The organism is Pseudoduganella violacea, assembly GCF_014191875.1.
Classification (GTDB): Bacteria; Pseudomonadota; Gammaproteobacteria; order Burkholderiales; family Burkholderiaceae_D; genus Rugamonas; species Rugamonas violacea_A.
On record NZ_JACHXD010000005.1, the window covers coordinates 41476 to 66997 of the forward strand.

Genomic DNA, 25522 nt, shown 5'->3' on the forward strand with positions numbered 1-25522 from the left:
CACCAGAGTAGGACATTGTTTGCGTTAGATCAAAGAATGTCCGACCGTGGTGCCTGACACCAGGGTGGACATTGTTTGATATTGCGCAAATGGCGGGCCGGGCTTATTTGCAGGCGCGGCTTTCTTGGGCGGGAAATTTCTCGGCGATTTGCAGCAGGCTGGCTTTGGTTTCGCGGCTGATGCCGCGGAATTGGAAGGCCATCTGCTTGCTGGCGCTCATGCGCGGTGCGCTGCGGGCGCTGTGGATGCCTTGTTTGTTGAGCGCGGCCAGCAGGTTCTGGGCGGCGGTCTCGGTCTTGAACACGCCCAGGGAGATGGCCCAGCGCAGCGGGCCGCTGTCGGAAATCACGAAGTAGTTGGTGACGCCAAGGGCGCGCAGTTCGCCGGCTTTCTTGTCGGCGCCTTCTTTGCTGCCTTGCGGCGGGATGTAGACGATGTAGCCGGTGATTTCCTGGCCGGGCAGGTTGCGGCGCGCCTGTTGGTCGCCCAGGTCGAGCGCGGCGATCTGCGCTTCGAAGCGGCGCGCGTCGGGCAGCAGGAAGTTGCCGACTTCCAGGCAGGCGATGGTTTCCGGTTCGTCTTTCGCCACGGGCGGCGGCGTTGGCGCGGCGGCGGCGACGTTGGCGCTGGCTTTGGCGGCGCTGACCAGGGCCAGCTTGTCGGCGTTCTGCTGGTTTTGCAGGCGCGCCGGTTCGCGTTCGCTGCCACTGAAGTGGCCGAGGTAACCTTCGCCAAAGGCAAACAGCGCGGCATTGGCGGCGAGCAGCAGGAAGAAGAACAGTTTCAGCACGGTCGATCCTTCAGGCGCTGCGCGCGGTAGCGTGCAATCCAATCATGACGATGTTCTCGATATGCCGGTGCGGCAGGGCGAGGGTGTGGGCGATATACGGCGCCGCTCCGCCCGAGATAATACATTCGCTGGCGCCGTGCAGGGTAAATGCGCGTTCGATGGCGCCGGCCTGCGCGGCCAGGCAACCGCTCAGGATGGCGTCGTCGGTGTTATCGGCGAAGCCTGCGGGCAGGGCGGCGTCCTGGGCGATCTGCGGCAACTGGGCGGTGTTGCGCGCCAGCGAAGTGGCCATCAGGCCCAGGCCGGGCAGGATCATCCCGCCGAGGAAGATGCCGTCGGCCGTCACCGCGTCGATGGTGGTGGCGGTGCCGCAGTTGGCGACGATGATGGGGCGGCCCGGCGCCAGCGCATGGGCGCCGATGGCGGCGGCGAAACGGTCGCAGCCCAGTTGGCCGGGATTGCGATAGCCGTTGCGCAGGCCGGCCCGTTCGGGTACGGAGGCGAACCATTCGATCGTGAGCGCGGACAGGCCCGGCACGGCGGCCAGCATGCGTTCGAGGTTGTCGCGCACGCCCGCGCCGGCCACGTTCGCGGCCAGCACGCCGTGCACACTGCGCCCGGGCAGGGCGCTCAAGGCGGCTTGCCAGTCGCCACCCAGGCGCGCGGCATCGGCGTGCATGACGGCGCCGGAGGCCAGCCAGGCGCCGAGAGTGGCGGCCGTCTCGTCCACCAAGGCCCATTTGATGCGGGTATTGCCGGCGTCGATCAACAGCTTCATGAAGCGCGCCTCAGCGAGACATCGCCCGACAGCACGGCGACGCGGCCGGCCGGCGTGTCGAGCAGCAGGCGGCCGATGTCGTCCACGCCGGCCGCCAAGCCTTGCTGCACGATCTGGCCCTGGTCGAGGATGCTGACCGGTTCGCCGCGCCAGGCTTGCAGCGCGTTCCAGCGTTCGGCGAAGGCGGCGAAGCCGGTATCGTCGAATTCGGCCAGCGCGCCGGCCAGGCGGCTGAGCAGGGCCGCCACCAGCGCGTTGCGTTCCATCTGCGCCAGCCAGGGCGCGGCCGCGACGTCGCTGCGGCCGATGCCCGCTTCCAGTTCGTCGGGCATCAGCAGATTCATGCCGCAGCCGATCACGGCCCAGATGCGGCCATCGGACGCGCTCTGGGTTTCGACCAGGATGCCGGCCAGTTTGGCGCTGTCGCGCAGCACGTCGTTCGGCCATTTCAATTGCACCGGCACGCCGAGCGAGGCGACGGTTTCGGCGATGGCTACGCCCACCGCCAGCGGCAGGCCGGCCAGCTGCTGCAGCGGCCCTTTGAAGGGCCAGGCCAGCGAGAAGGTCAGCGAGGCGCCCGGCGCGGACAGCCAGGGGCGGCCGGCGCGGCCGCGTCCCGCCGTCTGCACATGGGCGATGCGCAGGGTGGGGCCGTCGAGCAGGCCGGTATCGCCCAGCGCGTCCTGGCCGTCCTGGCCAAGCGCGGCGGCTTCGCCGGTGGCCTTCGCCGCGCCGGGCAGGCGCGCCAGCAGGTCGGCATTGGTGGAGCCGGTTTCCGCCACCACTTCGATGGCGATGCGGGAGGCGCTGGCGGCGCAGCCGGCCGCGATGGCCGCTGCGTTCAGCGTGGTGTTGGTGTCGTTGTTCATATCGCGGTCTTGCGCGCTTTGCGCGGCGCCCTTGTAAAGGCCAGGTCGTAAATAAAATTGGGCAGCAGGCGCAGCACTCTGGCGACCACACCCATCTGCCATGGGATAACGCGATAGCGGCTGCCGCGCGCGATCGTCTGCACGGCGGCGGAGGCGAATCGATCGGGCGCCATCAGGAAGGGCATGGCGTAGGCATTCTTCTGCGTCATCGGCGTGTCGATATAGCCGGGGGCGATGGTAACCACCTGGATGCCGTACGGCCGCATTTCCAGTCGCAGCGATTCGCAGTAAGTGGCCACTGCGGCTTTGGACGCGCTATAGGCGCCGCCGCCCGGCAAGCCGCGCACGCCGGCCACGCTGGCGATGCCGACCAGGCGCGCCGGCGTTCCCTGCGCGCGCATGGCGGCGATAAAGGGCGAGAAGGTGGCGACGGTGGCCATGACATTGGTGGCGAACACCGCTTCGAATACCGGCAAGTCTTCTTCCAGTTCGGTCAGCGTTCCGTGCGAAATGCCGGCATTGGCGATCACCACGTCCACGCCGCCGGCATGGGCCAGGAAGTCCGCGGCGGCGGCGCGCAGGGCGGCGCTGTCGCGCACGTCGGCCGCATAGGCGCGGTGGCGTTCGGAATTGGGGAGGGTGGCGAGCAGCGCCTGCAGGGCGTCGCCGCGACGGGCCAGCAGGCCGAGCGTGGCGCCCTGTTTCGCATATTGCATGGCCAGGGCGGCGCCGATGCCGCTCGATGCGCCGGTAATGAAAACGCGGTTCAGTGCCATGATGGGCTCAGATCCCCAGCCGCGCCGGGGTGGATATTACTTCTTTTCAGACTTGGCCTTGGCTACCAGATAATCCATCACCGTCAGGGCGGATTGGTGGTAAGCCGCTTCGTCCTGCGCGCCGCCGGCGGCCGAATGCGCCATATGCGGCGCGGTCTGGAAGCGGCCGTCGATGACGATGGCGGGCCAGGAGTCGATCTTGTAGGCTTCCATCAGCGCGCCAGAACGGCGCACCTTGGCGGCCACGCCGAAGGAGTTGTAGGCATCGGCGAATTTGTTGCGGTCGATGCCGTTCTTGGCGGCCCATTCGAACACGGCGTCGTCGCTGCGCAGGCGGTTGCGTTCCTTATGCATGGCGGCGAAGACCTTGGCGTGGTACTGCTCCAGCTGGCCAAGCGCTTCCAGCGTGTAGAACAGGCGCTGCTGCGGCAGCGTGTTGTTGTCGTAAGGGACGTGCACGCGCTTGAAGACGATATTATCGCCCTGCTTGCGCACCCACTCGGCCAGCGAAGGCTCGAAGGCATTGCAGTGCGGGCAGTAATAGGCGAAGAACTCGATCACCTCGATTTTCTTGCCGGTGTCGGTATTCTGCGGCGTCGGCAGCGTCGTGTATTCGACGCCGTTTTTCGGATCGGCGGGCGAGGCGCAGGCGCCCAGCGCCACGCTGCACAGGGCGAGGACAGCGAGTATCTTCTTCAGCAATTGCATCGTGGCTCCGTTCAGGAATATGCGCTGGTTCAGCGCTGGTTGCGGACGACGGCGACATCGACGCCGTTTTCGGACAGCTTGGAACGCACCTTGTTCATGGCCTCCACCTGGGTGAATGGCCCCATGCGCACGCGGTGCAGCACGCCGGTGTCGGTGCTGCGGTCGGACACGGTGGCTTCGAAGCCCATCAGGGCCAGCTTGGCGCGCGTGTTCTCGGCGTCGGCCGCTTCGCGGAAGGCGCCAGCCTGCAGATAATAGACCCATTTCTCGTCGCCGGCGGCGGCGGGCGCCGTGGCGGGAGCTGCCGGCGCGCCGGTGGCCGGCGCCTTGGCGGCCGTCTTCGGCGCGTTCTGCGCTTCGATGCGGTCCACCACCTGCTGCAGCGCGTCCGGCTGCGGCGGCGCTTTCGGCGTCTCCTTGGCGACGGCTGGCGCCGGCGCTGGCGTTACCGCCGGCGTCTCGCGCACGACCGGCGCTTTCGGTTCTTCCCGCGCGAAGTCCTTGGCCGCGTCGCGCGCGGCGTCCTTATTGCCGTACATCGGCTTGTTCGGATCGGAGATCTGGCCTGCCGCCGGTTCGCTGGCCTTGCCGGATTTGCTGGCGCGGTCGGTGAACGGCGACTGGCCCTTGGTGATCATCAGCGCCACCACGACGGCGATGCCAAGACCGATGACCAGGCCGATGATGATGCCAACCAGGGTGTTGCCTTGCTGGCGTTGCACGGAAATAGGGCGGAAAGTCATTGTGCGGGAAGTCCTTCGCAATTACATTTGGTTCGGCGCGGAGACGCCGATCAGGCCCAGGCCATTGCGCAGCACCTGGCGGGTTGCCACCACCAGGGCCAGGCGCGCCAGTTTCAGCGCCTCGTCGTCCACCAGCACGCGCTCGGCGAAGTAGAAGCTGTGCAGGTTGGCGGCCAGGTCGCGCAGGTAGAAGGCCACCTGGTGCGGCCCCAGTTCAGCCTGGGCGCGCGCCAGCATTTCCGGATACTGGGCCAGGGTGGCCAGCATGGCTTGCTCGCTCGGCGCGGTCAGCGGCGACAAGTCGGCCTTGTCCAGCGTGGCTTCGTCGCCGCCCCACTGTTCCAGCATGCGGCAGATGCGGGCGTGGGCGTACTGCACGTAGTACACCGGATTCTCGTCCGAAGTCTTGAGCGCGACGTCGACGTCGAACACGAATTCGGTATCGGCCTTGCGCGAGATGAGGAAGAAGCGCACCGCGTCGCGGCCCTTGGTGATGTCGCCGCCGCCCGACCATTCGATCAGGTCGCGCACGGTCACGTAGGAACCGGCGCGCTTGGAGATTTTCACCTCGGCGCCGTCTTTCATCACCGTCACCATCTTGTGCAGCACATAGTCAGGGTAGCCCTGCGGGATACCCTTGTTCAGCGACTGCAGGCCGGCGCGCACGCGCGCGATGGTGCCGTGGTGGTCGGAACCCTGGATATTGATGGCCTGGGTGAAGCCGCGCTGGAATTTCACCAGATGGTAGGCCACGTCCGGCACGAAATAGGTGTAGCCGCCTTCGGACTTGCGCATCACACGGTCCTTGTCGTCGCCGAAGTCGGTGGTGCGCAGCCACAGGGCGCCGCCGTCCTCGTAGGTGTGGCCGCTGGCGATCATGTCGCCCACCGCCTCTTCCACCTTACCGTCGGCGTACAGCGAGGATTCCAGGTAGTAGTTATCGAACTTCACGCCGAACGCTTGCAGGTCGATGTCCTGTTCGTTGCGCAGATAGATCACGGCGAAAGCGCGGATGGAATCGATATCGTTCACATCGCCGGAAGCGGTGACCGGCTCGCTGTCGGAAGCCGACACGGTTTTCCTGGCCAGGAAGTCGGCGGCGATGTCGGCGATATAGTCGCCGTTATAGGCCGATTCAGGCCATTCCGCGTCGCCCGGCTTGAAGCCGCGCGCGCGCGCCTGCACCGAGGAAGCCAGGGTCTGGATTTGCACGCCGGCGTCGTTGTAATAGAACTCGCGGGTCACGCCGAAGCCCTGCGCCAGGAACAGCGAAGCGAGGGCGTCGCCCAGCGCCGCTTGGCGGCCGTGGCCCACGTGCAGCGGGCCGGTCGGGTTGGCCGAGACGAATTCCAGGATCACATGCTTGCCGCTGCCGGCGGTGCTGTGGCCGAAACCGGCGCCTTGCGCCAGGATGGCGTTGACCACGGCCTGCTTCGACGCCTCGGTCACGCGCAGGTTGATGAAGCCCGGGCCGGCGATGTCGGCGCTGGCGACGAGGGTTTTGCCGGCCGGGTTTTCCAGCACGGCGGCGACGATTTTCTGCGCCAGTTCGCGCGGATTCATTTTCAGCTGTTTGGCCAGCTGCATGGCGATATTGCAGGCGACATCGCCGTGGGCGGCATCGCGCGGACGCTCCAGCACCACGTTGGCGTTCACTTCGGTGCCGGCCAGGATCGGTGCGAGGGCGGCCTGGAACAGGGCAATAATCTCTTGTTTTTGTTGGGCGAGCATAATCTGTGGGGGCGGCCGGGCCGCGCTATCTAACGTCTGAAAGAGGGGACATTATACTGGTTTGCCACAGGCATGGACACGCGCGGGGATCGTCCCGATTTCCCCTGAAAATGCGTCGAATCGCACTTCCGCTACAATGAAGCGATGGGACAAGCTTCGATCAGCCGGATTCGGGACTGCATTCGCTCGCTGAACTACGTAGTTTCCCTGCATGCGGCGGAAGGATTGGACGATGACAACCTCACGATCTTCGATCTCGAAAGCATTATCCTCAGCGGACGCATTGTCGAACGTCAGCGGGACTATGAATGGGGAGAACGCAAATACCTCATCCGGGGCCGGACCGGCGATGGACGGGACGCTGAAGCCGCTGTCAAGCTCGGATTCGACCACGTCACCCTTGTCGTCATCACCGTCTACCTTGTCTGACGCGCCTTGCGTGTATTGCGGCGAGGTGGGCTTGGAAGTACGCCGCGTGATCCGCCACTTTGGCCGAAACGAGCATCTGCTGCTGATAGAGAATATCCCGCTGTATCACTGCCCACATTGTGCGGCCGACTATTTTAGTGCGCAGACCATGCACGAAATTGAGCGCATCAAATCGCAGAGACTGACCCTGGCGGTGCCAAGAAGCGTGCCGATTGCCGAATTTCGCGCGTAAATGAGGGAAATCCGCAATATTCGGCCGCGAACCGCTACAATCCACCCTTTGCAGAATTCCGCGCTCAACACGGCCTCACGAGGGACCGTCCGGCCCCGATGCTGGGCGGGCGCGCGCCACCCACGGATTAATATATGAACAAGCGTTCAACGCTGACCCTGAAGGCCAAGCCGGCCGCGGCCGACCGTCCCAAGCTGCGGGCCAGCCACCATCGCGACCTGAAACCCGCCTTGCAGACGCAGTTCAAGGCCGACCTGAAACCCGACTCGCTGGCTTTCGCCCTGCTGGGCGCGGCCAATGCCGTGGTCCAGGTGCGCGGCGGCACGGCGCTGCCGCAAGCGCTGGCCGGGGTGTTCGCCAGCAGCGGCGCGTCGCCCCAGCAGCGCGGCGCGATCCAGGACATCGCTTACCGCGCCATGCGCCAGCTGGGCCGCAGCGAAGCCCTGACCGCGCTGATGACGCCCAAGGCGCCGGAGCCGCTGGTCGGCGCCCTGCTGGCCTGCGCCCTGCCGCTGATGGCGGCGGCCGAAGGGGCGGCCGCGCCGTATGAAGAATTCACCGTGGTCGACCAGGCCGTGACGGCTGCGGCGGCCCATCCGGATGCCGCGCGCGCCAAGGGCATGATGAACGCCGTGCTGCGCCGCTTCCTGCGCGAGCGCCAGGATCTGCTGAAAACGGCCCTGCTGCAGCCCACCGCCAAATGGAATTATCCGCAGTGGTGGATGGATGCGGTGCGCGCCGCCTATCCCCAGGATTGGCAGGGTGTGCTGGAAGCGGGCAATGCGCCGCCGCCGCTGACCCTGCGCGTCAATGCGCGCAAGGGCACGGTCGACGCTTACCTGAAACTGCTGGAGCAGGCCGGCCTGGCCGCCAGCCAGATCGGGCCGCAGGCCGTGCGCCTGGCCAAGCCGGTCGGCGTGCAGCTGATTCCGGGCTTTGCCGAGGGCCTGGTGTCGGTGCAGGATTCCGGCGCCCAGCTGGCCGCCACCCTGCTCGACGCGCGGGACGGCATGCGCGTGCTGGACGCCTGCGCCGCGCCCGGTGGCAAGACCTGCCATATCCTGGAGCTGGCTGATGTTAAATTGACAGCGCTGGACGCCGATCCGAAGCGCCTGCAGCGCGTGCAGGAAAATCTCGACCGCCTGCAATTGCAGGCCACCTTGCAGGCCGCCGAAGCGCAGGACCGCGGCTGGTGGGACGGCCAGCAGTTCGACCGCATCCTGGCCGACGTGCCGTGCACCGCCTCCGGCATCGTGCGCCGCCACCCGGACATCCGCTGGCTGCGCCGCAAGTCCGACACCCTCCAACTTGCAACACTTTCCGCCAAAATTTTAGACAATCTTTGGCAGATGTTAAGGCCCAATGGTAAATTGCTGTTCGTGACATGCTCGTTGTGGCCGCAGGAATCCGAGGCGCAGGCGGCCGCTTTCGCGGTGCGCCATGGCGCCACGCGGCTCGATGCGCCCGGTCAGTTGCTGCCCGCAGGCGGCGCCGGACAGGATCACGATGGCTTGTTCTACGCGTTATTCGAGAAAAATGCGTAGTCTTTTTCCCTGTTTTCTGGCGAGTTTACTGACGGATTTAAAGAGCACCCCGCACGTGACCCAACGCTTTCTTCGACATCTGCTTTGCCAGTTGCTGCTTCTGCTTGCCTGCCTGCTGCCGCAGGCTGCACGCGCTGCCGATGAAACCGTGGAGATCACCCGCGCCTATATCGAGGCGGCCGAAGAGGGCTACCGCCTGTCGGCTGCCTATTCCTTCGACCTGAATCACGGCCTGGAAGAGGCGCTGCAAAGCGGCATCCAGCTGTACTTCACCACCGCCATCGAGTTCACGCGGCGGCGCTGGTACTGGTTCGACGAAAAGGCCGTGGTGGCCAAGCGCACCACGCGCATCGCCTACAACGTGCTGACGCGCCAATACCATGTGAATGTGATCGGCAGCGTGCAGCAGAGCTTTCCCTCGCTGGACGACGCCCTGTTCTTCATCCGCCGTCCCAACCGCTGGGTAGTGGCGCCGCGCGGCGCGCTGAAAGTGGGCGAGATCTACAACGTCACGCTGCGCATGGGCATGGACCGCGACTATCTGCCCAAACCCATCCAGGTCAACGCCTTCAATAACAGCGAGTGGCGCCTGGAAAACAAGAAATCCTTCCAGTACAGGGCGGAATAAGCGTGTCGTCGGCTTTGCGGTATCTGTTTGTCGTCGCCGGCGCTGCCTGCAGCATCCTGCTGTTCCTGCTCGCTTCGGCTTCCGATAATTCCGGCTTCTTCGACCGCTACTATTCCTGGCTGCTCGGCTTGAACGCGGCCGTGGCCGTGGCCCTGCTGCTGCTGGTCGGCGTCTCCCTGTTCCGTCTTTACGCGCGCTACAAGAGCGGCAAGTTCGGCTCGCGCCTGATGACGCGGCTGGTGCTGCTGTTCGCCTGCATCGGCGTGCTGCCCGGCCTGGTGGTGTTCCTGGTCTCGGTGCAGTTCGTGTCGCACTCGATCGAATCCTGGTTCAATGTGCGGGTGGAAGAGGCGCTCGACGCCGGCGTCGACCTGGGCCGCGCCGCGCTGGAAGCCCAGCTCACCGAACTGGAAGCGAGTGCGCGCCAGACCGTCAATGTGCTGGCGCAGGAGCCGTTCTATGTGGCGCCGGCCGTGCTGTCGCGCTTCGTCAAGCGCCATCCCGGCACCCAGAGCGCCATCATCGTCGACGCCGAAGGCGGCCTGATTGTCAGCGCCATGGGCGAGCGCCGCGTCAACCTGAGCGCCGACCTGCCGAACACCGTGATGCTGGCCCAGGCCCAGTCGGGCACGCCGTATGCGGCGCCGGAAGGCGGCAACGAGCTCGGCGACGAGCGCTTCGGCGGCGGCGTCCCGGCCCAGCCGGACGCCAATAATGTGCTGCGCCTGCGCGTGCTGATCGAGGTGCCGGACACGGTGCAGCCGAACGGTTCGCGCCTGGCGCCGCGTTATCTGCAGGTGATCCAGGCCGCGCCGCAACGCCTGGCCAAGGACGGCGACCTGCTGCGCATTGCGCTCAGCGAATACAAGCAGCGCTACGTGGCGCGCGATGGCCTGCGCAAGATGTATGTGGAAACGCTGACCCTGACGCTGCTGCTGGCCGTGTTCGGCGCCATCGCGGCCGCCTTCCTGATCGCCAACGACCTGGCCCAGCCCCTGCTGCTGCTGGCCGAAGGCACGCGCGCCGTGGCCGAGGGCGACTTGTCGCCGCGCCCCATCGTCGCCAGCAGCGATGAACTGGGCACCTTGACCCAATCCTTCAACACCATGACGCGCCAGCTGTCGGACGCGCGCACGACGGTGGAACAGAACCGCATCGCGCTGCAAAACGCCAAGGCCCACCTGGAGTCGGTGCTGGCGAATATGTCGGCCGGGGTGATGGTGCTGGACAGCGAATTCCACGTCGTCACCTGCAACGATTCGGTCGAACGCATCCTGCAGCAGGCCGGCGTGACGCTGGTGGGCCAGCCGCTGGCCGCCGTCGCCGGCATGCAGGAATTCGCCGCCGCCGTGATCGCCGCCTTCTCGGCGCAGAGCGCGCACACGGCGGCCGGCCGCAGCGTGCAACTGCACTGGCAGCGCCAGATCGAGATTCCGCGCCCGGCCGGCAGCGAAGAGGAGCATGACCTGATCCTGCTGGCGCGCGGCTCGCGCCTGCCGCTCGAGCAGCACGGCAGCGGCTACCTGGTGGTGTTCGACGATATCACCGACGTGATTTCGGCCCAGCGCTCGATGGCCTGGGGCGAGGTGGCGCGCCGCCTGGCGCACGAGATCAAGAATCCGCTGACGCCGATCCAGCTCTCGGCCGAGCGCCTGCAGATGAAGCTTGAACCCAAGCTCGAGCCGGCCGACGTCGCGCTTCTGAACAAGAGCGCCACCACCATCGTCAACCAGGTGGCGGCGATGAAGCGCATGGTCGACGATTTCCGCGACTATGCGAAAGCGCCGCCGGCCGTGCTGGAAGAGCTGGACCTGAACGATCTGCTGGAAGAAATCCTGCATATGTACACGGGCGGCGAAGGACACGATATTATCCGCTTGAACCTGGCGCCGGTGCTGCCGCTGGTGATGGGCGATCCGACGCAGTTGCGCCAGGTGATCCATAATCTGCTGCAGAACGCGCAGGATGCGCTGGTCGAGCAGCCGGGCGGCAATCCGGCGCCGCGCATCGACGTGACCACCGAGGCGATCCATTACCAGAGCGCGGACGGCGGTTCGCGTGTCGCGGTGCGCCTGGTCATCAGCGACAATGGCCCCGGCTTTGCGCCGAAAATCCTGGCGCGGGCCTTTGAACCGTATGTCACCTCGAAGGCGCGCGGCACCGGCCTGGGCCTGGCGATGGTGAAGAAGATTATCGACGAACATGGGGGCCGGATCGATATCCAGAACCATGTCGATAGAAGTGGCGCTTCGGTCCTGATTTTGCTGTTAAAGTTGGCACCGGTGCAGTTGGCGTAATATTGAATGACAAATAAAATCATTGCAAAGAATTCAGGCACAATAGCAGTGCCTGGGATCAGCGAAAAATGAGAGAGAGGGGCAGGGATAGATGGCAAACATTCTCGTAGTTGATGATGAAATGGGGATCCGCGAGTTGCTCTCGGAAATTCTGGGCGACGAAGGACATGCGGTGCAGCTGGCGGAAAACGCCCAGCAGGCCCGCGCCGCGCGCGCCGCCGGCGCGCCCGATCTGGTGCTGCTCGATATCTGGATGCCGGACACGGATGGCGTGACGCTGCTCAAGGAATGGCAGCGCGACGGCCTGCTGACCATGCCGGTGATCATGATGTCGGGCCACGCCACCATCGATACGGCGGTGGAAGCGACGCGCATCGGCGCGCTCAACTTCCTGGAAAAGCCGATTGCAATGCAAAAGCTGCTGAAAGCCGTGCAAGCCGGCTTGAGCCGCGCGCAGGAAGCGGTGCGCGCGCCGCTGGTGGCGCCGCGTCCAGCCGCGCCGCCGGTGGCCGAAGAGGGCAGCCTGGCCGCGCCGGTGGGCTTTGGCGTGCAGGCCGCCGCGCTGCCGCCGCAAGGCATCATGGCGCCGCGTCCGAACGGCGAAGGCTTGATGTTCAACCTGTCCTTCGACCTGCCGCTGCGCGAAGCGCGCGATGCCTTCGAACGCATGTATTTCGAGCACCACCTGGGCCGCGAAGGCGGCAGCATGACGCGCGTGGCCGAGAAGACCGGCTTGGAACGCACCCACCTTTACCGCAAGCTCAAGCAACTGGGCGTGGAACCGGGCAAGCTGGCCAAGAAAAGCCAGGCGTGACCGGTCTCACCCTGGTGACTGGCGCGCGCGCCGCTGACCGTGAACGCGCGATCGCGGCCGCGCTGGTGCCAGGAAGACACACGGCTATTATTTTGGAAGGATTGGCCGACGCCAATTCTCCCTTGGTGTATGATGAAAGCGATGCCTCAGCAGATGGCAGGCCGCAAGTCATCAGGATTGCCCCAGGCTGCCTGTGCTGCGCCGGCCATCTAGTCTTACGGGTAACATTGCACCGCATCTTGCGCCGTCCCCCGGCGCAGCTCTTTATCAGCCTGGCCGACGCCAGCCACCTGGAACGGCTACGCGCTTCGCTGTCTTCGGCGCCGTATGACGCTTTGCTGCGTCTCAGCCCCGATCTCGCCGTATAAAGACCGCTTCAAAACGGCCCTGGCGTCGTTGCGGCTCCTCGCCGTGCAAGCTGCACTGTCTTCGTCGCCGCGTCTAGCCACGCCCGTTTTGCAGCGGTCTTTTGTAGGACGGCAGCCCGTGCATCAGGCGCGGCCTTGAAATCAGTTTTGCCAGCCCCACCTCGTTATGGAACGCGGCGCCCCATTTCTGGCGCTGCCCCGGAGTGAAGGAAGCGTGATGAACCTCATCTATAACAGCGAGCAATATAGCGTCGTCGAATTCGGCCCCGACCGCGAGCTGGAAGCCCTGCGTTTCGGCGGTTATGAAATCGTCGACAAGGGCGGCAAGCGCGAAATCTTCATCGCCGGCGCACTGGCGCAATCGTTCCGCCGCGATGTCAACAAACTCATCGCCAACGAGCCGACCATGGAGGAAATCGACGAATTCCTCGGCAGCTACGATCTGCTCATGAGCCAGCCGGTGCTGCTGCACTGAGCGGGCCACTGCCGCCGCGTCCCCGCCGCGGCGGCCGGCATGCTATGGCTGGCTTGGCGTGACCGGCGCCACAGCCGCCATATGCCGCCTGCCGGGGATGCATCGTCAGGACCCGACCGATGCCGCCTCACCGGCTGCGCCCTGCGCGGCGGCCGCGCCGACACCCACCTCATCGTTCCCCCTGCGCAGCACGAAAACCGGACCGCGTTCGGCGCCGGCGAGTTGCAATGTTTTGTCGATGGCGTGCCGCTCCAGGGGCACGAGTGTGCGATAAAGGGAGACATTACTGCTGATTAATGTCAAAATAATAGAAAAATAAGACAAATACGGTTTTCGCGCCCACCAGGCGCTCACCCGACCAGAATGATTCAGGACATGATCGATCTCTCCAGCCACGATCCGGCCTCCAAAACCTTGCGCGTACGCGAGTTTTACCTGGGCCGGCAGCCGATCTTGGATCGGAACCAGGCTTTATTCGGCTACGAGTTGCTTTTTCGCAACGCTCCAGTCGGGCCTGCCATCATTGAGACCGAACTCAGTGCCACCGCCGCCGTCATCGCCCACGCTTCCCAGCTCGGCATGGAAAAAACCATTGGCGACGCGCTCGGCTTCGTCAATGTCGACGGCGACGCCATTCTGAGCGATATCTTCGGCTTCCTGCCGCGCGAGAAGGTGGTGCTGGAAGTGACCGCTTCGCTGAAGACCACGCCGGCCCTGCTGGCGCGCATGCAGGAACTGGCCGGCCATGGCTTCCGCTTCGCGCTCGACGATGTGCGCGGCGACGCCAGCTCGCTGGCCGAGCTGCTGCCGCTGGCCGAATACGTGAAGATGAGCATGCGCGATGCCTCGCTCGACGCGCTGCTGAAACTGGCGCCGCGCTTCAAGCAGGAAAGCAAGAAGCTGATCGCCGAAAAAGTCGAAAACCGCGACGAATTCAAGACCTGCCTCGACCTCGGCTTCGATTACTTCCAGGGCTATTACTTCGCCAAGCCCGTCATCATGAGCGGCAAGAAGCTCTCGCCCTCGCAGCTGGCCGTGCTGGAGCTGATGACCCTGGTGACTTCGGATGCCGACAATGCCGAGATCGAGCGCGCCATCAAGCGCGACGTCTCGCTGGCCCTGAACCTGCTGCGCCTGGTGAACACGCCGGCCGTGGGCGCGCGCCAGCGCATCGACTCCCTGAGCCAAGCCGTCACCATCCTGGGCCGCCGCCAATTGCAGCGCTGGCTGCAGATCATGCTGTACGCCGAACCGAGCAAGCGTGGCCAGAATATGAGCCCGCTGCTCATGCTGGCCACCACGCGCGGTCGTCTGCTGGAACTGCTGGCCAACAAGCTGCGCCCGAGCCAGCGCCACGTGGCCGATACCGCCTTCACGGTCGGCATCATGTCGCTGATGGACACCCTGTTCGGCATTCCCATGGCCGAAATCCTGGCCCAGATTCCCGTCAGCGACGAGGTAGCCGACGCCCTGATGTACCGCGGCAGCTTCTTCGGCGACCTGCTCAAGCTGGCCGAATGCATCGAGCGCATCGAGGACATGGATGGCTACATCATCCCCACCTTGCGCGACCTGGCCGTTTCCACCGACGAGTTGGTGGAACTCGAAATGGCCGCTTTCGAATGGAGCGACAACGTCGTCCGTTACGCCATCTGACCCGGATTTTTCGTAGCAGCGGCGCCGTTTTCGGCGCCGTTTTTTATTGAGGATCGTTGATGACGCATGTATTACTGAGTGTAAGTAAGCTATCCAAGTCATACGGCGACCGGCGCGCCGTCGATGGCGTGTCCTTCCAGGTCTTGCGTGGACAAACTGTCGGTTTGCTGGGGCCGAACGGCGCCGGCAAATCGACCACGGTGGGCATGATCTGCGGCCTGCTGGCCAGCGATGGCGGCACGGTGCTGCTCGACGGCGAAGCCGTGGGCCAGGGCCAGAACGCGGCCAAGCGCAAGATCGGCTTCGTGCCGCAAGACCTGGCCTTGTACGAAGAGTTGTCGGCGCTGGAAAACCTCAAACTGTTCGGCGCCCTGTACGGGCTGAAAGGCGCGCCGCTCAAGGAACGCTGCTTGGCCGTGCTGGAGCTGGTGCGCCTGGCCGACCGCGCGCAGGACAAGCCGGCCACCTTCTCCGGCGGCATGAAGCGGCGCCTGAACATCGCCGCCGCGCTGCTGCACGATCCGCAATTGCTGATCCTGGACGAGCCGACCGTCGGCGTCGATCCGCAAAGCCGCAACGCCATCTTCGACACGCTGGAAGCGCTCAAGGCCCAGGGCCGCTCGCTGATCTACACCAGCCACTATATGGAGGAAGTGGAGCGCCTGGCCGACCACATCGTCATCATCGACCACGGCAAGGTGCTGGCCGACGAAAGCCCGGCCGACCTGTACCGCCGCCTGCCGGCGCAGGCGGCGCTGCAAGTCGAACTGGCGGACGCGCCATCGGAGGCGCTGACGGCCGCGCTGGCGCGCCAGCCGGGCGTGACCACGGTGCAGCAGCAAGGCGCCACGCTGAACGTCGGCCTGGCCGCGCAGGACCAGGCCAGCGCCGTGCTGCGCTGGCTGGAAGGGCAGGGCTGCCGCTTCCTGCACTTCGCCACTGCGCGCGCCAATCTGGAAGACATCTTCCTCAACCTGACCGGGCGCAGCCTGCGCGACTAAGGAGCCAATATGACCGCATTGAAAGCCCTGGTCCGCAAAGACCTGATCCTCTACCTCAACGACAAGCGTGCCTTGCTGCTGCATCTCCTGATGCCGGTGGTGCTGGCCGCCTTTTTCGGTTCCCTGTTCGGCGGCGCCGGCGGCGGCGCCAATACCGGCAAGATCGATATCGGCCTGGTGCAGCAAGACCAGGGCGCCATCGGCCAAAAAATCGCCGAAGGCCTGAAAGCCGAAAGCTCGCTGCGCGTGGCGGAATTGAGCCTGGAAGAAGCCCAGTCCCGCGTGCGCGAAGGCAAGCTGGCGGTGGCCGTGGTGATCCCGTCCGGCTTCGGCGAAACGGCCGGCACGGCCCTGTTCAGCGCCGGCGGCAAGCCGGAAATCCCGATGTTCTACGATCCCTCCCAATCGACCGTGCTGGCCATGGTCAAAGGCTTGCTGACGCAGCAGGTGATGCAGACCGTGAGCGCCGAAATGTTCGGCGGCGCGACGGGCCGCCAGTTCACCGACACCAGCCTGAAAGCGCTGGAAGGCGAGCGTTCCAACGACCCCGACGCGGCCGCGCTGCACGACCTGCTCGGCAGCCTGCAGAAGTTCCAGGCCCATGAGGACAAGCTGGCCGGCGGCAGCGGCAAAGGGCAGGCCGGCCTGAGCATGCCCTTCTCGACCAAGGATGAAGCGCTCAGCTCCGGCCCCAAATACAATGGCTACGCCCACTCCTTCGCCGGCATGAGCGTGCAGTTCATCCTGATGATGGGGATCGATATCGGCATCAGCATCCTGCTGGCGCGCCGCATGGGCATCTGGAGCCGCCTGCTGGCCGCGCCGCTGAGCCAATCGCAGATATTGCTGTCGCGCGCCATTTCTGGCGCCCTGATCTCGCTCGGGCTGCTGGCCGCGATCTTCCTGTGCGGGGTACTGATCTTCAAGGTCGAGATCAGCAATCTACCGGGATTTGTGGTGGTGGGCGCCGCGTTCGCGCTGATGACCGCTAGCTTCGGCCTGCTGATCGCTGCCTTCGGCCGCACGCCCGAAGCCGCGCGCGGCATGGCCGTCTTCGCCACGCTGATCATGGTCATGCTGGGCGGCGCCTGGGTGCCATCCTTCGTCTTCCCGGAATGGATGCAGGCGGCGACGGTGGTCATCCCCACGCGCTGGGCAGTGGACGGACTGGACGCCGTCACCTGGCGCGGCCTCGGCATGGACGTCGCGTTGCGCAGCGCCGCCGTGCAACTCGCTTTCGCCGCCGCTTTCGCCGGTTTAGCCATCTGGCGCTTCCGCCGCCAGCAAGCGTAGTCCCGTTTGATCTTCCTCAACAAATGTCCAACCCTGGTGTCAGGCACTGGAGTCGGACATTCTTTGATCCAGATCAGCAAATGTCCGACCTTGGTGCCTGACACCAGGGTGGGACATTCTTTGATTTAGCGCAAACGTCAGAGGTTGGGGGCGAGCCAGCGTTCGAGTTCGGACTTTTCGACATGGCGGCGGGCCGCCATGTCGGCAACCTGGTCTTCGCTGATTTTGCCGACGGTGAAGTATTTCGAGGCCGGGTGGGCGAAGTAGAAGCCGGAGACTGCGGCGCCAGGGAACATGGCGAACGATTCGGTGAGTTCCATGCCGATTTCTTCGGCGTTCAGGGTCTTGAACATATCGGCTTTGACCGTGTGCTCGGGACAGGCGGGATAGCCGGGCGCGGGGCGGATGCCCTTGTATTCTTCCTTGATCAGCGCCTCGTTCGGCAACTGTTCGTCGGCGGCATAGCCCCACAGGTCTTTGCGCACGCGTTCGTGCAGGTATTCGGCGAAGGCTTCGGCCAGGCGGTCGGCCAGCGATTTGAGCATGATGGACGAGTAGTCGTCATGCGCGTCCTCGAAGCGCTTTTCGTATTTTTCGATGCCCAGGCCGGCCGTCACGGCGAACATGCCGATATAGTCCTTGTGGCCCGAGCTTTTCGGGGCGATGAAGTCGGCCAGGCATTGGTTGGGGCGCTGCACGCCTTCGATCACCGGCTTCAGGCCTTGCTGGCGCAGGCCGTAGTAGGTGAAGTCCACTTCGGCGCGCGTGTCGTCGGTGTAGATTTCGATGTCGTCGTCGTTGACGCTGTTGGCCGGCAGCAGGGCGATCACGCCGTTGGCGGTGAGCCAGCGGCCGTCGATGATTTTCTTGAGCAGGGCCTGGCCTTCTTCAAACACCTTGGTGGCCGCTTCGCCCACCACTTCGTCGCTGAGGATGGCGGGATAGGGGCCGGCCAGGTCCCAGGTCTGGAAGAACGGTCCCCAGTCGATGTATTGGGCAATGGTGGCCAGGTCGACGTTGCGGAACACGCGGCGGCCGACGAACTTGGGCTTGACCGGTTTGAATTCCAGCTTCATCTTGTTGGCGCGCGCCGCCGCCAGCGAAACGGTCGGCAGGGCTTTCTTGTTGGCGTGCTGTTCGCGCAGGCGGGCGTAGTCCTGCTCGACTTCCTCGATGTATTTGTCGCGCTGCTCTGGCGTCAGCAGGGACTGCGCCACGGACACCGAACGCGAGGCGTCCGGCACATACACCACCGGGCCTTCGTAGTTGTGGGCGATCTTCACGGCCGTATGGGCGCGGCTGGTGGTGGCGCCGCCGATCAGCAGCGGAATCTTGAGCATGCGGAAGTGCTCGTCGCGCTGCATTTCCTTAGCGACGTGGGCCATCTCTTCGAGCGAGGGCGTGATCAGGCCGGACAGGCCGATGATGTCGGCATTCTCCACCTTGGCGCGCGCCAGGATTTCGGAGGCGGGCACCATCACGCCCATATTCACCACTTCGAAGTTATTGCATTGCAGGACCACGGAGACGATGTTCTTGCCGATGTCGTGCACGTCGCCTTTGACGGTGGCGATGACGATCTTGCCCTTCGGTTTGGCGACGATGCCGGTGCGCGCTTCCTCGGCCTTTTTCTCTTCCTCGATGAAGGGGATCAGGTGGGCCACGGCCTGCTTCATCACGCGCGCCGATTTCACCACCTGGGGCAGGAACATCTTGCCCTGGCCGAACAGGTCGCCCACCACGTTCATGCCGTCCATCAGCGGGCCTTCGATCACATTGATCGGACGGCCGCCGTTGTTCAGCAGTTCCTGGCGCGCTTCCTCGGTGTCTTCCGTGATCCACTGCGTGATGCCGTGCACCAGGGCGTGCGACAGGCGCTGCTGCACCGTGCCCTTGCGCCACTCCAGGTTCTGGGTTTCCTGCTTGCCGCCGGCCTTCAGCGTGCCGGCGAATTCGATCATGCGCTCGGTGGCGTCGTCGCGGCGGTTCAGCACCACGTCTTCCACGCGTTCGCGCAGTTCCGGTGCCAGGTCGTCGTAGACGCCCACCATGCCGGCGTTGACGATACCCATGGTCATGCCGGCCTTGATGGCGTGGTAGAGGAAGACGGTGTGGATGGCTTCGCGCGCCGGGTCGTTGCCGCGGAAGCTGAAGGAGACGTTCGAGACGCCGCCCGAAATCTTCGCGTGCGGCAGATTGTTCTTGATCCAGCGCGTGGCTTCGATGAAGTCGACCGCGTAGTTATTGTGTTCCTCGATGCCGGTGGCGACGGCGAAGATATTGGGGTCGAAGATGATGTCTTCCGGCGGGAAGCCGACCTGCTCGGTCAGCACCTTGTAGGCGCGGCCGCAGATTTCGATCTTGCGCTGGTAGGTGTCGGCCTGGCCGGTTTCGTCGAAGGCCATCACGATCACGGCGGCGCCGTAGCGGCGGCACAGGCGCGCCTGGCGGATGAATTCTTCCTCGCCTTCCTTCATCGAGATGGAGTTGACGATGGACTTGCCCTGCACGCATTTCAGGCCCGCCTCGATCACCGACCATTTGGACGAGTCGATCATGATGGGCACGCGCGAGATGTCCGGCTCGGAGGCGATCAGGTTCAGGAAGCGCGTCATGGCGGCCAGCGAATCGAGCATGGCCTCGTCCATATTGATGTCGATGACCTGGGCGCCGTTTTCCACCTGCTGGCGCGCCACCGACAAGGCCTCGTCATACTGCTCGTTGAGGATCATGCGCGCAAACGCCTTGGAGCCGGTGACGTTGGTGCGCTCGCCGACGTTGACGAAGAGCGAGTCGTCGTCGATGGTGAACGGTTCCAGGCCGGACAGGCGCTGCGCCACCGGCACGCGCGGCACGGCGCGCGGCGTGGCCGTTTTCAGCAGCTCGGCGATGGCCTGGATGTGGTCGGGCGTGGTGCCGCAGCAGCCGCCGGCCACGTTGATGAAACCGGCGTCGGCGAATTCGCGCAGCAGGGAAGAGGTGTCGGCCGGCAGCTCGTCGAAGCCGGTGTCGCTCATCGGGTTGGGCAGGCCGGCGTTCGGATAGATGCAGACGAAGGTATCGGCGATCTGCGACAGCTCTTCGGCATAGGGACGCATCAGGGCCGCGCCCAGCGCGCAATTCAGGCCGATGGTGAGCGGACGGGCGTGGCGCACCGAGTTCCAGAAGGCCGGTACGGTCTGGCCGGACAGGATGCGGCCGGAGGCGTCGGTCACGGTGCCCGAGATCATCAGCGGCAGGCGTTCCTGCTGCGGATGCTCTTCGTAATACAGGTCGATGGCGAACAGCGCCGCCTTGCAGTTCAGGGTGTCGAAGATGGTTTCCACCAGCAGCACGTCGACGCCGCCGTCGACCAGGCCGCGCATCTGCTCATGGTAGGACGCCACCAGCTGGTCGAAGGTCACGTTGCGCGCCGCCGGGTCGTTCACGTCGGGCGAAATCGAGGCGGTCTTCGGCGTCGGGCCAAAGGCGCCGCAGACGAAGCGCGGCTTGTCCGGCGTGCTGTATTTGGCCGTCGCCGCGCGCGCCAGGCGCGCCGCTTCCACGTTCATCTCATAGGCCAGGTGGGCCATGTGATAGTCGTCCTGGGCGATGCCGGTGGCGCCGAAGGTATTGGTTTCGATCAGGTCGGCGCCGGCCGCCAGATAGCGCTCGTGGATTTCCTGGATGATGTGGGGCTGGGTCAGCGTCAGCAGCTCGTTATTGCCTTTGACGAAAAGCTCGCGCGCGCCGCTGCCCGCGGGCGCGGCGAAATCGGCGAAGCGGCCGGCCGGGCCGCCACGGTAAGCCTGTTCGTCCAGCTTGTACTGCTGGATGATGGTGCCCATCGCGCCGTCGAGGAACATGATGCGCTGGGACAGGATCTCGCGCAGCTGGGCTTCGGTTTTGGACACGGCGGCATGGCTTACGTTTTTAGTCATTTGCTATTTTCCAAGGATAGGGCGGACGGCGGCGCAGCGGATTTCGCCGGGTCTAAAATTATACGGCATCGCACAAGATTGTTTCCCGCAAGCCGAGTAGGTGTGAAGGAAGTGCACAAATCCCGCCCCGGATCGCGGCTGGATTGCCGCGTGAGGAGGGGCGGGCTGCGCTGCAGCCCGAGTCGCTGGCGGGCCGCGCCATGCGCGGCGCGGCCCGCAGGCATTAGGTGAAACGCAGATTACGCGAAGCGCAGGCCGTCGAGCGGGAAGCCCTTGATGAACTCGGCGGCGGGCAGGCGCTTGCCGCCGGGTTTTTGCAGCTCGGTCAGGCGCAGGGTACCGTTGCCGCAGGCGACGACGATGCCATGCGTGGCGTCGGCGGCCAGCACCTGGCCCGGCGCGGCGCCGCTGTTCTGTTCGAGCAGTTCGGCGCCCCACAGCTTGATGGTGGTGCCGTTCACCGCCGCATGCGCGCCGGGGAAGGGATTGAAGGCGCGGATCTTGCGGCCGATGTCGCGCGCGGACTGGCTGAAATCGAGCGCGGCTTCTTCCTTGGCGATCTTGGCGGCGTAGGTCACGCCTTCTTCCGGCTGCGGCACGGCTTCGACCACGCCCTGTTCCATCTTGCGCAGCACCTTGACGATCATGTGCCCGCCCATGGCGGCCAGCTTGTCGTGCAGGGTGGCGGTGCTGTCTTGCGGGCCGATCGGGGTGCGCTCGATCAGCAGCATGGGGCCGGTGTCCAGGCCTTCTTCCATCTGCATGATGGTGATGCCCGTTTCGGCGTCGCCCGTTTCGATGGCGCGGTGGATCGGCGCGGCGCCGCGCCAGCGCGGCAGCACGGAGCCGTGGATGTTCAGGCAGGGCTTGATGTCGAGCGTGGCGCGCGGCAGGATCAGGCCATAGGCGGCCACCACCATCACATCGTAATCGGTGCTCAGCAGGCGCGCGTGTGCGGCTTGCGCTTCGGCGGCGCGCTGCGGGTCCTTGCTGTCCATGCGCAGCGACAGCGGCTGCAGCACCTCGATGCCATGCTTGACGGCGTACTGCTTGACGGCGGAAGGCTGCAGCTGCAGGCCGCGGCCGGCGGGGCGGTCGGGCTGGGTCAGGACCAGGGGGATGTCGAAGCCTGCTTGGTGCAGGGATTGGAGGGCGACGGCCGCGAATTCGGGCGTGCCGGCAAAGATCACTTTCATCGGACTTCCTCTTCTTGTTGTCGCAGGGGCGCCGGCCGGTGTCCCTGCTCTGCCATTGCTGGCTGCGGACGGCTTAGCGGCGGCCGCCCATGGCGCGCGGGCCGTATTCCTTGCCCATGGCGCGTTCTTCTTTCTGCAGTTTGGTCTTGATGCGGTTGCGTTTCAAGGGCGACAGGTATTCGACGAAGACTTTGCCTTGCAGGTGGTCCATCTCGTGCTGGATGCAGACGGCTAGCAGCTCGTCGGCTTCGATCTCGAAGAATTCGCCCTTGACGTCCTGGGCGCGGACCTTGACGCGGGACGGACGCTCGACGCCGTCGTAAATGCCGGGCACGGACAGGCAGCCTTCTTCGTACACGTGCTTGTCTTCGCTGGCCCAGACCACTTCCGGGTTGATGAAGGCGGTCAGCTGGTCCTTGGTTTCGGAGATGTCGACGATGACCACGCGTTCGTGCACGTCCACCTGGGTGGCGGCCAGGCCGATGCCGGGCGCGTCGTACATGGTTTCGGCCATGTCCTCGACCAGCTTGGCCAAGCGGGCATCGAAGACGGTGACGGGCTTGGCGACCTTGTGCAGGCGCGGATCGGGATAGCGGAGGATATTCAGTTTCGACATTCGATAGGGCTTAATGGCTTGATAATAAAGTGCCGCGTACGGCGCAACAATCGCGGAAAGGCCGGCAGCGCCAAGGCTGGTGCTGTCTGGTTTCGCTTGCTAGTTCAGGGTTTTATGGGCAGAATTTGATTCAGTTCGGCAAGCATGTGCATGCGAGGCCGGCCTTCCGTCAGTGCTGCACTTCACGGAATCTTTTCATGAAAAATTTTAGCACAGTCGGCGCGCGCCTGTTCGGCGCCGTCCTGATCTCCGGTGCCGTTGCGCTGCCGGCCCTGGCGCTGACGTGCGAATTCAAAGCCAACGCTCCCGAGCAGCACACCGTGGTGCGCGGCGACACGCTGTGGGATATTGCCGGCAAATTCCTCGATAAACCCTGGTGCTGGCCCCAGGTGTGGGGCATGAACCGCGAGGAAATCGCCAATCCGCACTGGATTTATCCGGGCCAGATCATCTACCTCGACCGCGCCGCCGGCCGCCTGCGCCTGGGCAAGCCGCAGGATGGCGAGAGCAGCGGCGCGTCCGACTTCCGCCTCGCGCCCCAGTTGCGCACCGAAGGCCTGGGGCGCGACGCCGTGCCGTCGATTCCTTCCGGCGCCATCGAACCGTTCCTGAGCCAGCCCCTGATCATCGAGGAAGAGGAGCTGCAAGGGGCGCCGCGCATCATCGGCGCGCACGAGGGCCGGGTCTTTATCGGCAAGGGCGACAAGGCCTATGTCAAAGGCGATTTGCGCGGCGGCACGGCCTTCCAGGTGTTCCGGCCCGGCAAACCGCTGAAGGACCCGCTGACCAAGCAGGTGGTGGGGCAGGAAGCGTTTTACCTGGGCACGCTGAAACTGGTGCGTGCGGCCGAGGCCGGCAGCGAGGTGCACACCTTTACCGTGTCCAGCGCCAAGGAGGAGATGGGCAAGGGCGATCTGCTGATGCAGACGCCGCCGGCGCCCATGCGCAATTACGTGCCGCACGCGCCGGCCGTGGCGGTCGACGCCATGGTGCTGGCAGTGTATGGCGGCGTCACCCACGCGGGGCAAAACCAGATTGTCAGCATTAATCGCGGAAAGCTTGACGGACTCGAACTCGGCTCCGTTTTGCAGCTATACCATAGGGGACAGTCGGTCGACGATCCGGATGCCAGCCGCGGCTGGCTGAACCTGAAGCGGCCGCAGGTCAGGCTGCCGGACGAAGCCGTGGGCAGCCTGTTTATCTTCCGCGTGTTCAAGCATATTTCCTACGGCCTGATCATGCAGGTGACGGAACCGATCGTGGTGGGCGACGTCGCCAAAACGCCTGAGTGAGGTTCGCCGTGCAAGTCACGGATTCCCCTGTTGCCGCCAGCCTGGACTACGCGTCCCTGGCGGCTTGGCTGCGCCTAGAGCAGACATCGGGCCTGGGCCGCGTCAGCGCCCGCACCCTGCTCGACAGCTATGGCAGCCCGCAAGCCTTGTTCGCTGCCGCCGAGGCTGGCGGTGCAGCGGGCAATACCGTCATCCCCGATGGCGCCCTTGCCGAGCCAGCCCGCGCCCAGCCGCCCGCAGCGGCAGTGCTGTTGAGCGACGGCGACGCGGCCGACGCGGCAGCGTTTCCGCCCAGCCGCGAGAGCCGGGTGCCGGAGCAGGCGCCGGCGCGCTTGACGGCGCGCCAGGCGCAAGCGCTGGCCGCGCCGGTCTCGGCCGAATTGCAGCGGCTCAGCGAAGCGACCTGGGCCTGGCTGCAGGAGCCGGGCAACCGCGTGCTGAGCTTGCACGATCCGGCGTATCCGCCCTTGTTGCTGCAGATTGCTGATCCGCCATTGTTGTTGTACGTAAAAGGGCGCGTCGAGCTATTGCAGGCGCCGGCCGTGGCCATCGTCGGCAGCCGCAATGCCTCGCTGCAGGGCGAGGCCAATGCCCAGCGCTTCGCGCAGGCGCTGTCGGCGGCCGGCCTGGGCATCGTCTCGGGGCTGGCCCTGGGCATCGATGCCGCTGCCCACCGCGGCGGTCTGGCGGGCGCCGCGTCGACGATCGCCGTGATCGCCACCGGGGCCGACCGCATCTATCCGCGCCGCAATGCCGCGCTGGCGCGCCAGATCGCCGAACAGGGCTGCCTGCTCAGCGAATTCGCGCTCGGCACGCCGCCGCGCGACCACCACTTCCCGCGCCGCAACCGCATCATCAGCGGTCTGGCGCGCGGCGTGCTGGTGGTGGAGGCGGCCGAGCGTTCCGGTTCGCTGATCACGGCGCGCCAAGCTTTAGTCCAGAACCGCGACGTGTTCGCCATTCCCGGCTCCATCCATTCGCCGCTGAGCAAGGGCTGCCATATATTAATTAGAGAGGGCGCCAAGCTGGTCGATACGGTCGAGCATGTGCTGGAGGAACTAGGCTGGGAGGCAAGCTTGCCGGAATGTTCAGCCGCGCCGCTGGCCGGCCACGCGGCCGCCGATCCCGCCGTGGATACAAGCGCTCATGCCGCTGCGGCGGCGGTTGTGGCGGCGCCGCCTCAATGGAGCGCTTGCGCCGACCGTCTGCTGGCCGCGCTGGGGCATGATCCCTTGCCGGCCGGGGCGCTGGCGGCGCGCCTGCAGCTTGCCACTAGCATGGTGCAAGTGCATTTGCTGGCGCTGGAACTGGCTGGCGCGGTCGAACGTCTGCCGGGCGGCGCCTTCCGCCGGCTGGCCGGCTGAGC

General features: G+C 65.3%; 24 protein-coding genes. 13 read left to right on the forward strand and 11 right to left on the reverse strand.

The window, feature by feature from the left end; genetic code table 11:
• Positions 1–103: 103 nt before the first annotated feature.
• The 7 genes from FHS03_RS10455 to argS are packed head-to-tail and all read right to left on the reverse strand — an operon-like array spanning position 104 to position 6395.
• A complete protein-coding gene (locus FHS03_RS10455; protein ID WP_183440931.1) occupies positions 104–790 on the reverse strand; it encodes an SPOR domain-containing protein in 687 nt (228 codons plus the stop codon).
• Positions 791–800: 10 nt separating this feature from the next.
• A complete protein-coding gene (locus tag FHS03_RS10460; RefSeq protein ID WP_183440932.1) occupies positions 801–1568 on the reverse strand; it encodes a type III pantothenate kinase in 768 nt (255 codons plus the stop codon).
• Positions 1565–2437 carry a biotin--[acetyl-CoA-carboxylase] ligase gene (locus tag FHS03_RS10465; protein WP_183440933.1) on the reverse strand — a complete coding sequence of 291 codons (873 nt, stop codon included), beginning with the start codon at positions 2435–2437 and terminating at the stop codon, positions 1565–1567. Before FHS03_RS10465 ends, FHS03_RS10460 begins: the two co-directional genes overlap by 4 nt.
• Positions 2434–3213: an SDR family oxidoreductase gene (locus FHS03_RS10470; protein ID WP_183440934.1), complete on the reverse strand. Its 780-nt coding sequence runs from the start codon at positions 3211–3213 to the stop codon at positions 2434–2436. Before FHS03_RS10470 ends, FHS03_RS10465 begins: the two co-directional genes overlap by 4 nt.
• A 36-nt stretch (positions 3214–3249) precedes the next feature.
• Positions 3250–3921 carry a thiol:disulfide interchange protein DsbA/DsbL gene (locus FHS03_RS10475; protein WP_183440935.1) on the reverse strand — a complete coding sequence of 224 codons (672 nt, stop codon included), beginning with the start codon at positions 3919–3921 and terminating at the stop codon, positions 3250–3252.
• A gap of 29 nt (positions 3922–3950) precedes the next feature.
• Positions 3951–4664, reverse strand: coding sequence for an SPOR domain-containing protein (locus tag FHS03_RS10480; protein WP_183440936.1), 714 nt, complete (start codon positions 4662–4664; stop codon positions 3951–3953).
• Positions 4665–4685: 21 nt separating this feature from the next.
• Positions 4686–6395 (reverse strand): arginine--tRNA ligase, encoded by a 1710-nt coding sequence (gene argS, locus FHS03_RS10485; RefSeq protein ID WP_183440937.1) that lies wholly within the window; start codon positions 6393–6395, stop codon positions 4686–4688.
• 144 nt (positions 6396–6539) lie between these two features.
• On the opposite strand from argS, the gene FHS03_RS10490 reads away from it, so the two are divergent.
• From FHS03_RS10490 to FHS03_RS10525, 8 genes are all read left to right on the forward strand, one after another.
• On the forward strand, positions 6540–6824 hold the full coding sequence (locus FHS03_RS10490; protein ID WP_183440938.1) for a DUF4258 domain-containing protein: 285 nt from the start codon (positions 6540–6542) through the stop codon (positions 6822–6824).
• Positions 6745–7056 (forward strand): YgiT-type zinc finger protein, encoded by a 312-nt coding sequence (locus FHS03_RS28390; protein WP_183440939.1) that lies wholly within the window; start codon positions 6745–6747, stop codon positions 7054–7056. Before FHS03_RS10490 ends, FHS03_RS28390 begins: the two co-directional genes overlap by 80 nt.
• A gap of 134 nt (positions 7057–7190) precedes the next feature.
• Positions 7191–8600: a 16S rRNA (cytosine(967)-C(5))-methyltransferase RsmB gene (gene rsmB, locus FHS03_RS10500; RefSeq protein ID WP_183440940.1), complete on the forward strand. Its 1410-nt coding sequence runs from the start codon at positions 7191–7193 to the stop codon at positions 8598–8600.
• A complete protein-coding gene (locus tag FHS03_RS10505) occupies positions 8593–9228 on the forward strand; it encodes a DUF4390 domain-containing protein (RefSeq protein WP_183440941.1) in 636 nt (211 codons plus the stop codon). Before rsmB ends, FHS03_RS10505 begins: the two co-directional genes overlap by 8 nt.
• A gap of 2 nt (positions 9229–9230) precedes the next feature.
• Positions 9231–11525 carry a sensor histidine kinase gene (locus FHS03_RS10510; RefSeq protein ID WP_183440942.1) on the forward strand — a complete coding sequence of 765 codons (2295 nt, stop codon included), beginning with the start codon at positions 9231–9233 and terminating at the stop codon, positions 11523–11525.
• Between the two features lie 91 nt (positions 11526–11616).
• Positions 11617–12339: a response regulator gene (locus tag FHS03_RS10515; protein ID WP_183440943.1), complete on the forward strand. Its 723-nt coding sequence runs from the start codon at positions 11617–11619 to the stop codon at positions 12337–12339.
• A complete protein-coding gene (locus tag FHS03_RS10520) occupies positions 12336–12707 on the forward strand; it encodes a GTPase (RefSeq protein ID WP_183440944.1) in 372 nt (123 codons plus the stop codon). The genes FHS03_RS10515 and FHS03_RS10520 overlap by 4 nt, the downstream gene beginning before the upstream one ends.
• Positions 12708–12924: 217 nt before the next feature.
• Positions 12925–13182, forward strand: a complete 258-nt coding sequence (locus FHS03_RS10525; RefSeq protein ID WP_176349056.1) for a BTH_I0359 family protein — start codon at positions 12925–12927, stop codon at positions 13180–13182.
• 105 nt (positions 13183–13287) lie between these two features.
• Here the strand turns inward: FHS03_RS10525 and FHS03_RS10530 are convergent, their stop codons facing one another.
• Positions 13288–13578, reverse strand: coding sequence for a hypothetical protein (locus FHS03_RS10530; protein WP_183440945.1), 291 nt, complete (start codon positions 13576–13578; stop codon positions 13288–13290).
• Between FHS03_RS10530 and FHS03_RS10535 the strand changes: the two genes are divergently transcribed.
• From FHS03_RS10535 to FHS03_RS10545, 3 genes are read left to right on the forward strand one after another with little or no spacing between them, the layout of a single operon-like run.
• A complete protein-coding gene (locus FHS03_RS10535; protein WP_183440946.1) occupies positions 13558–14838 on the forward strand; it encodes an EAL and HDOD domain-containing protein in 1281 nt (426 codons plus the stop codon). The genes FHS03_RS10530 and FHS03_RS10535 overlap by 21 nt on opposite strands.
• Positions 14839–14897: 59 nt before the next feature.
• Positions 14898–15839, forward strand: coding sequence for an ABC transporter ATP-binding protein (locus tag FHS03_RS10540; RefSeq protein WP_183440947.1), 942 nt, complete (start codon positions 14898–14900; stop codon positions 15837–15839).
• A 9-nt stretch (positions 15840–15848) separates the two neighbouring features.
• Positions 15849–17132 carry an ABC transporter permease gene (locus FHS03_RS10545; protein WP_183440948.1) on the forward strand — a complete coding sequence of 428 codons (1284 nt, stop codon included), beginning with the start codon at positions 15849–15851 and terminating at the stop codon, positions 17130–17132.
• 137 nt (positions 17133–17269) lie between these two features.
• Here the strand turns inward: FHS03_RS10545 and metH are convergent, their stop codons facing one another.
• The 3 genes from metH to def all read right to left on the reverse strand — a co-directional run bounded on the left by metH (position 17270) and on the right by def (position 22864).
• Complete coding sequence (gene metH / locus FHS03_RS10550) at positions 17270–21052, reverse strand: methionine synthase (protein ID WP_183440949.1); 3783 nt, start codon at positions 21050–21052, stop codon at positions 17270–17272.
• A gap of 239 nt (positions 21053–21291) precedes the next feature.
• The gene (fmt, locus tag FHS03_RS10555) at positions 21292–22248 is read right to left on the reverse strand and encodes a methionyl-tRNA formyltransferase (protein WP_183440950.1); all 957 of its coding nucleotides are present in this window, start codon (positions 22246–22248) and stop codon (positions 21292–21294) included.
• Between the two features lie 73 nt (positions 22249–22321).
• Positions 22322–22864: a peptide deformylase gene (gene def / locus FHS03_RS10560; protein WP_183440951.1), complete on the reverse strand. Its 543-nt coding sequence runs from the start codon at positions 22862–22864 to the stop codon at positions 22322–22324.
• 197 nt (positions 22865–23061) lie between these two features.
• Here def and FHS03_RS10565 point away from each other — a divergent pair, with 197 nt between their 5' ends.
• Together FHS03_RS10565 and dprA are read left to right on the forward strand one after the other, a co-directional pair.
• On the forward strand, positions 23062–24156 hold the full coding sequence (locus FHS03_RS10565; RefSeq protein ID WP_183440952.1) for a LysM peptidoglycan-binding domain-containing protein: 1095 nt from the start codon (positions 23062–23064) through the stop codon (positions 24154–24156).
• An 8-nt stretch (positions 24157–24164) separates the two neighbouring features.
• The gene (gene dprA, locus FHS03_RS10570; RefSeq protein WP_371871648.1) at positions 24165–25520 is read left to right on the forward strand and encodes a DNA-processing protein DprA; all 1356 of its coding nucleotides are present in this window, start codon (positions 24165–24167) and stop codon (positions 25518–25520) included.
• The last annotated feature ends 2 nt before the right edge of the window (positions 25521–25522 follow it).

What these genes read in the sequence shown, in the direction of transcription:
- argS (WP_183440937.1), bottom strand. Translation starts at nt 6,395, where the DNA reads ATGCTCGCCCAACAAAAACAAGAGATTATTGCCCTGTTCCAGGCCGCC.
- FHS03_RS28390 (WP_183440939.1), top strand. Translation starts at nt 6,745, where the DNA reads ATGGACGGGACGCTGAAGCCGCTGTCAAGCTCGGATTCGACCACGTCA.
- FHS03_RS10535 (WP_183440946.1), top strand. Translation starts at nt 13,558, where the DNA reads ATGATCGATCTCTCCAGCCACGATCCGGCCTCCAAAACCTTGCGCGTA.
- metH (WP_183440949.1), bottom strand. Translation starts at nt 21,052, where the DNA reads ATGACTAAAAACGTAAGCCATGCCGCCGTGTCCAAAACCGAAGCCCAG.
- FHS03_RS10505 (WP_183440941.1), top strand. Translation starts at nt 8,593, where the DNA reads ATGCGTAGTCTTTTTCCCTGTTTTCTGGCGAGTTTACTGACGGATTTA.
- FHS03_RS10480 (WP_183440936.1), bottom strand. Translation starts at nt 4,664, where the DNA reads ATGACTTTCCGCCCTATTTCCGTGCAACGCCAGCAAGGCAACACCCTG.
- FHS03_RS10540 (WP_183440947.1), top strand. Translation starts at nt 14,898, where the DNA reads ATGACGCATGTATTACTGAGTGTAAGTAAGCTATCCAAGTCATACGGC.
- FHS03_RS10470 (WP_183440934.1), bottom strand. Translation starts at nt 3,213, where the DNA reads ATGGCACTGAACCGCGTTTTCATTACCGGCGCATCGAGCGGCATCGGC.
- rsmB (WP_183440940.1), top strand. Translation starts at nt 7,191, where the DNA reads ATGAACAAGCGTTCAACGCTGACCCTGAAGGCCAAGCCGGCCGCGGCC.
- FHS03_RS10515 (WP_183440943.1), top strand. Translation starts at nt 11,617, where the DNA reads ATGGCAAACATTCTCGTAGTTGATGATGAAATGGGGATCCGCGAGTTG.
- FHS03_RS10525 (WP_176349056.1), top strand. Translation starts at nt 12,925, where the DNA reads ATGAACCTCATCTATAACAGCGAGCAATATAGCGTCGTCGAATTCGGC.
- FHS03_RS10475 (WP_183440935.1), bottom strand. Translation starts at nt 3,921, where the DNA reads ATGCAATTGCTGAAGAAGATACTCGCTGTCCTCGCCCTGTGCAGCGTG.
- FHS03_RS10465 (WP_183440933.1), bottom strand. Translation starts at nt 2,437, where the DNA reads ATGAACAACGACACCAACACCACGCTGAACGCAGCGGCCATCGCGGCC.
- FHS03_RS10545 (WP_183440948.1), top strand. Translation starts at nt 15,849, where the DNA reads ATGACCGCATTGAAAGCCCTGGTCCGCAAAGACCTGATCCTCTACCTC.
- FHS03_RS10460 (WP_183440932.1), bottom strand. Translation starts at nt 1,568, where the DNA reads ATGAAGCTGTTGATCGACGCCGGCAATACCCGCATCAAATGGGCCTTG.
- def (WP_183440951.1), bottom strand. Translation starts at nt 22,864, where the DNA reads ATGTCGAAACTGAATATCCTCCGCTATCCCGATCCGCGCCTGCACAAG.
- FHS03_RS10565 (WP_183440952.1), top strand. Translation starts at nt 23,062, where the DNA reads ATGAAAAATTTTAGCACAGTCGGCGCGCGCCTGTTCGGCGCCGTCCTG.
- fmt (WP_183440950.1), bottom strand. Translation starts at nt 22,248, where the DNA reads ATGAAAGTGATCTTTGCCGGCACGCCCGAATTCGCGGCCGTCGCCCTC.
- FHS03_RS10490 (WP_183440938.1), top strand. Translation starts at nt 6,540, where the DNA reads ATGGGACAAGCTTCGATCAGCCGGATTCGGGACTGCATTCGCTCGCTG.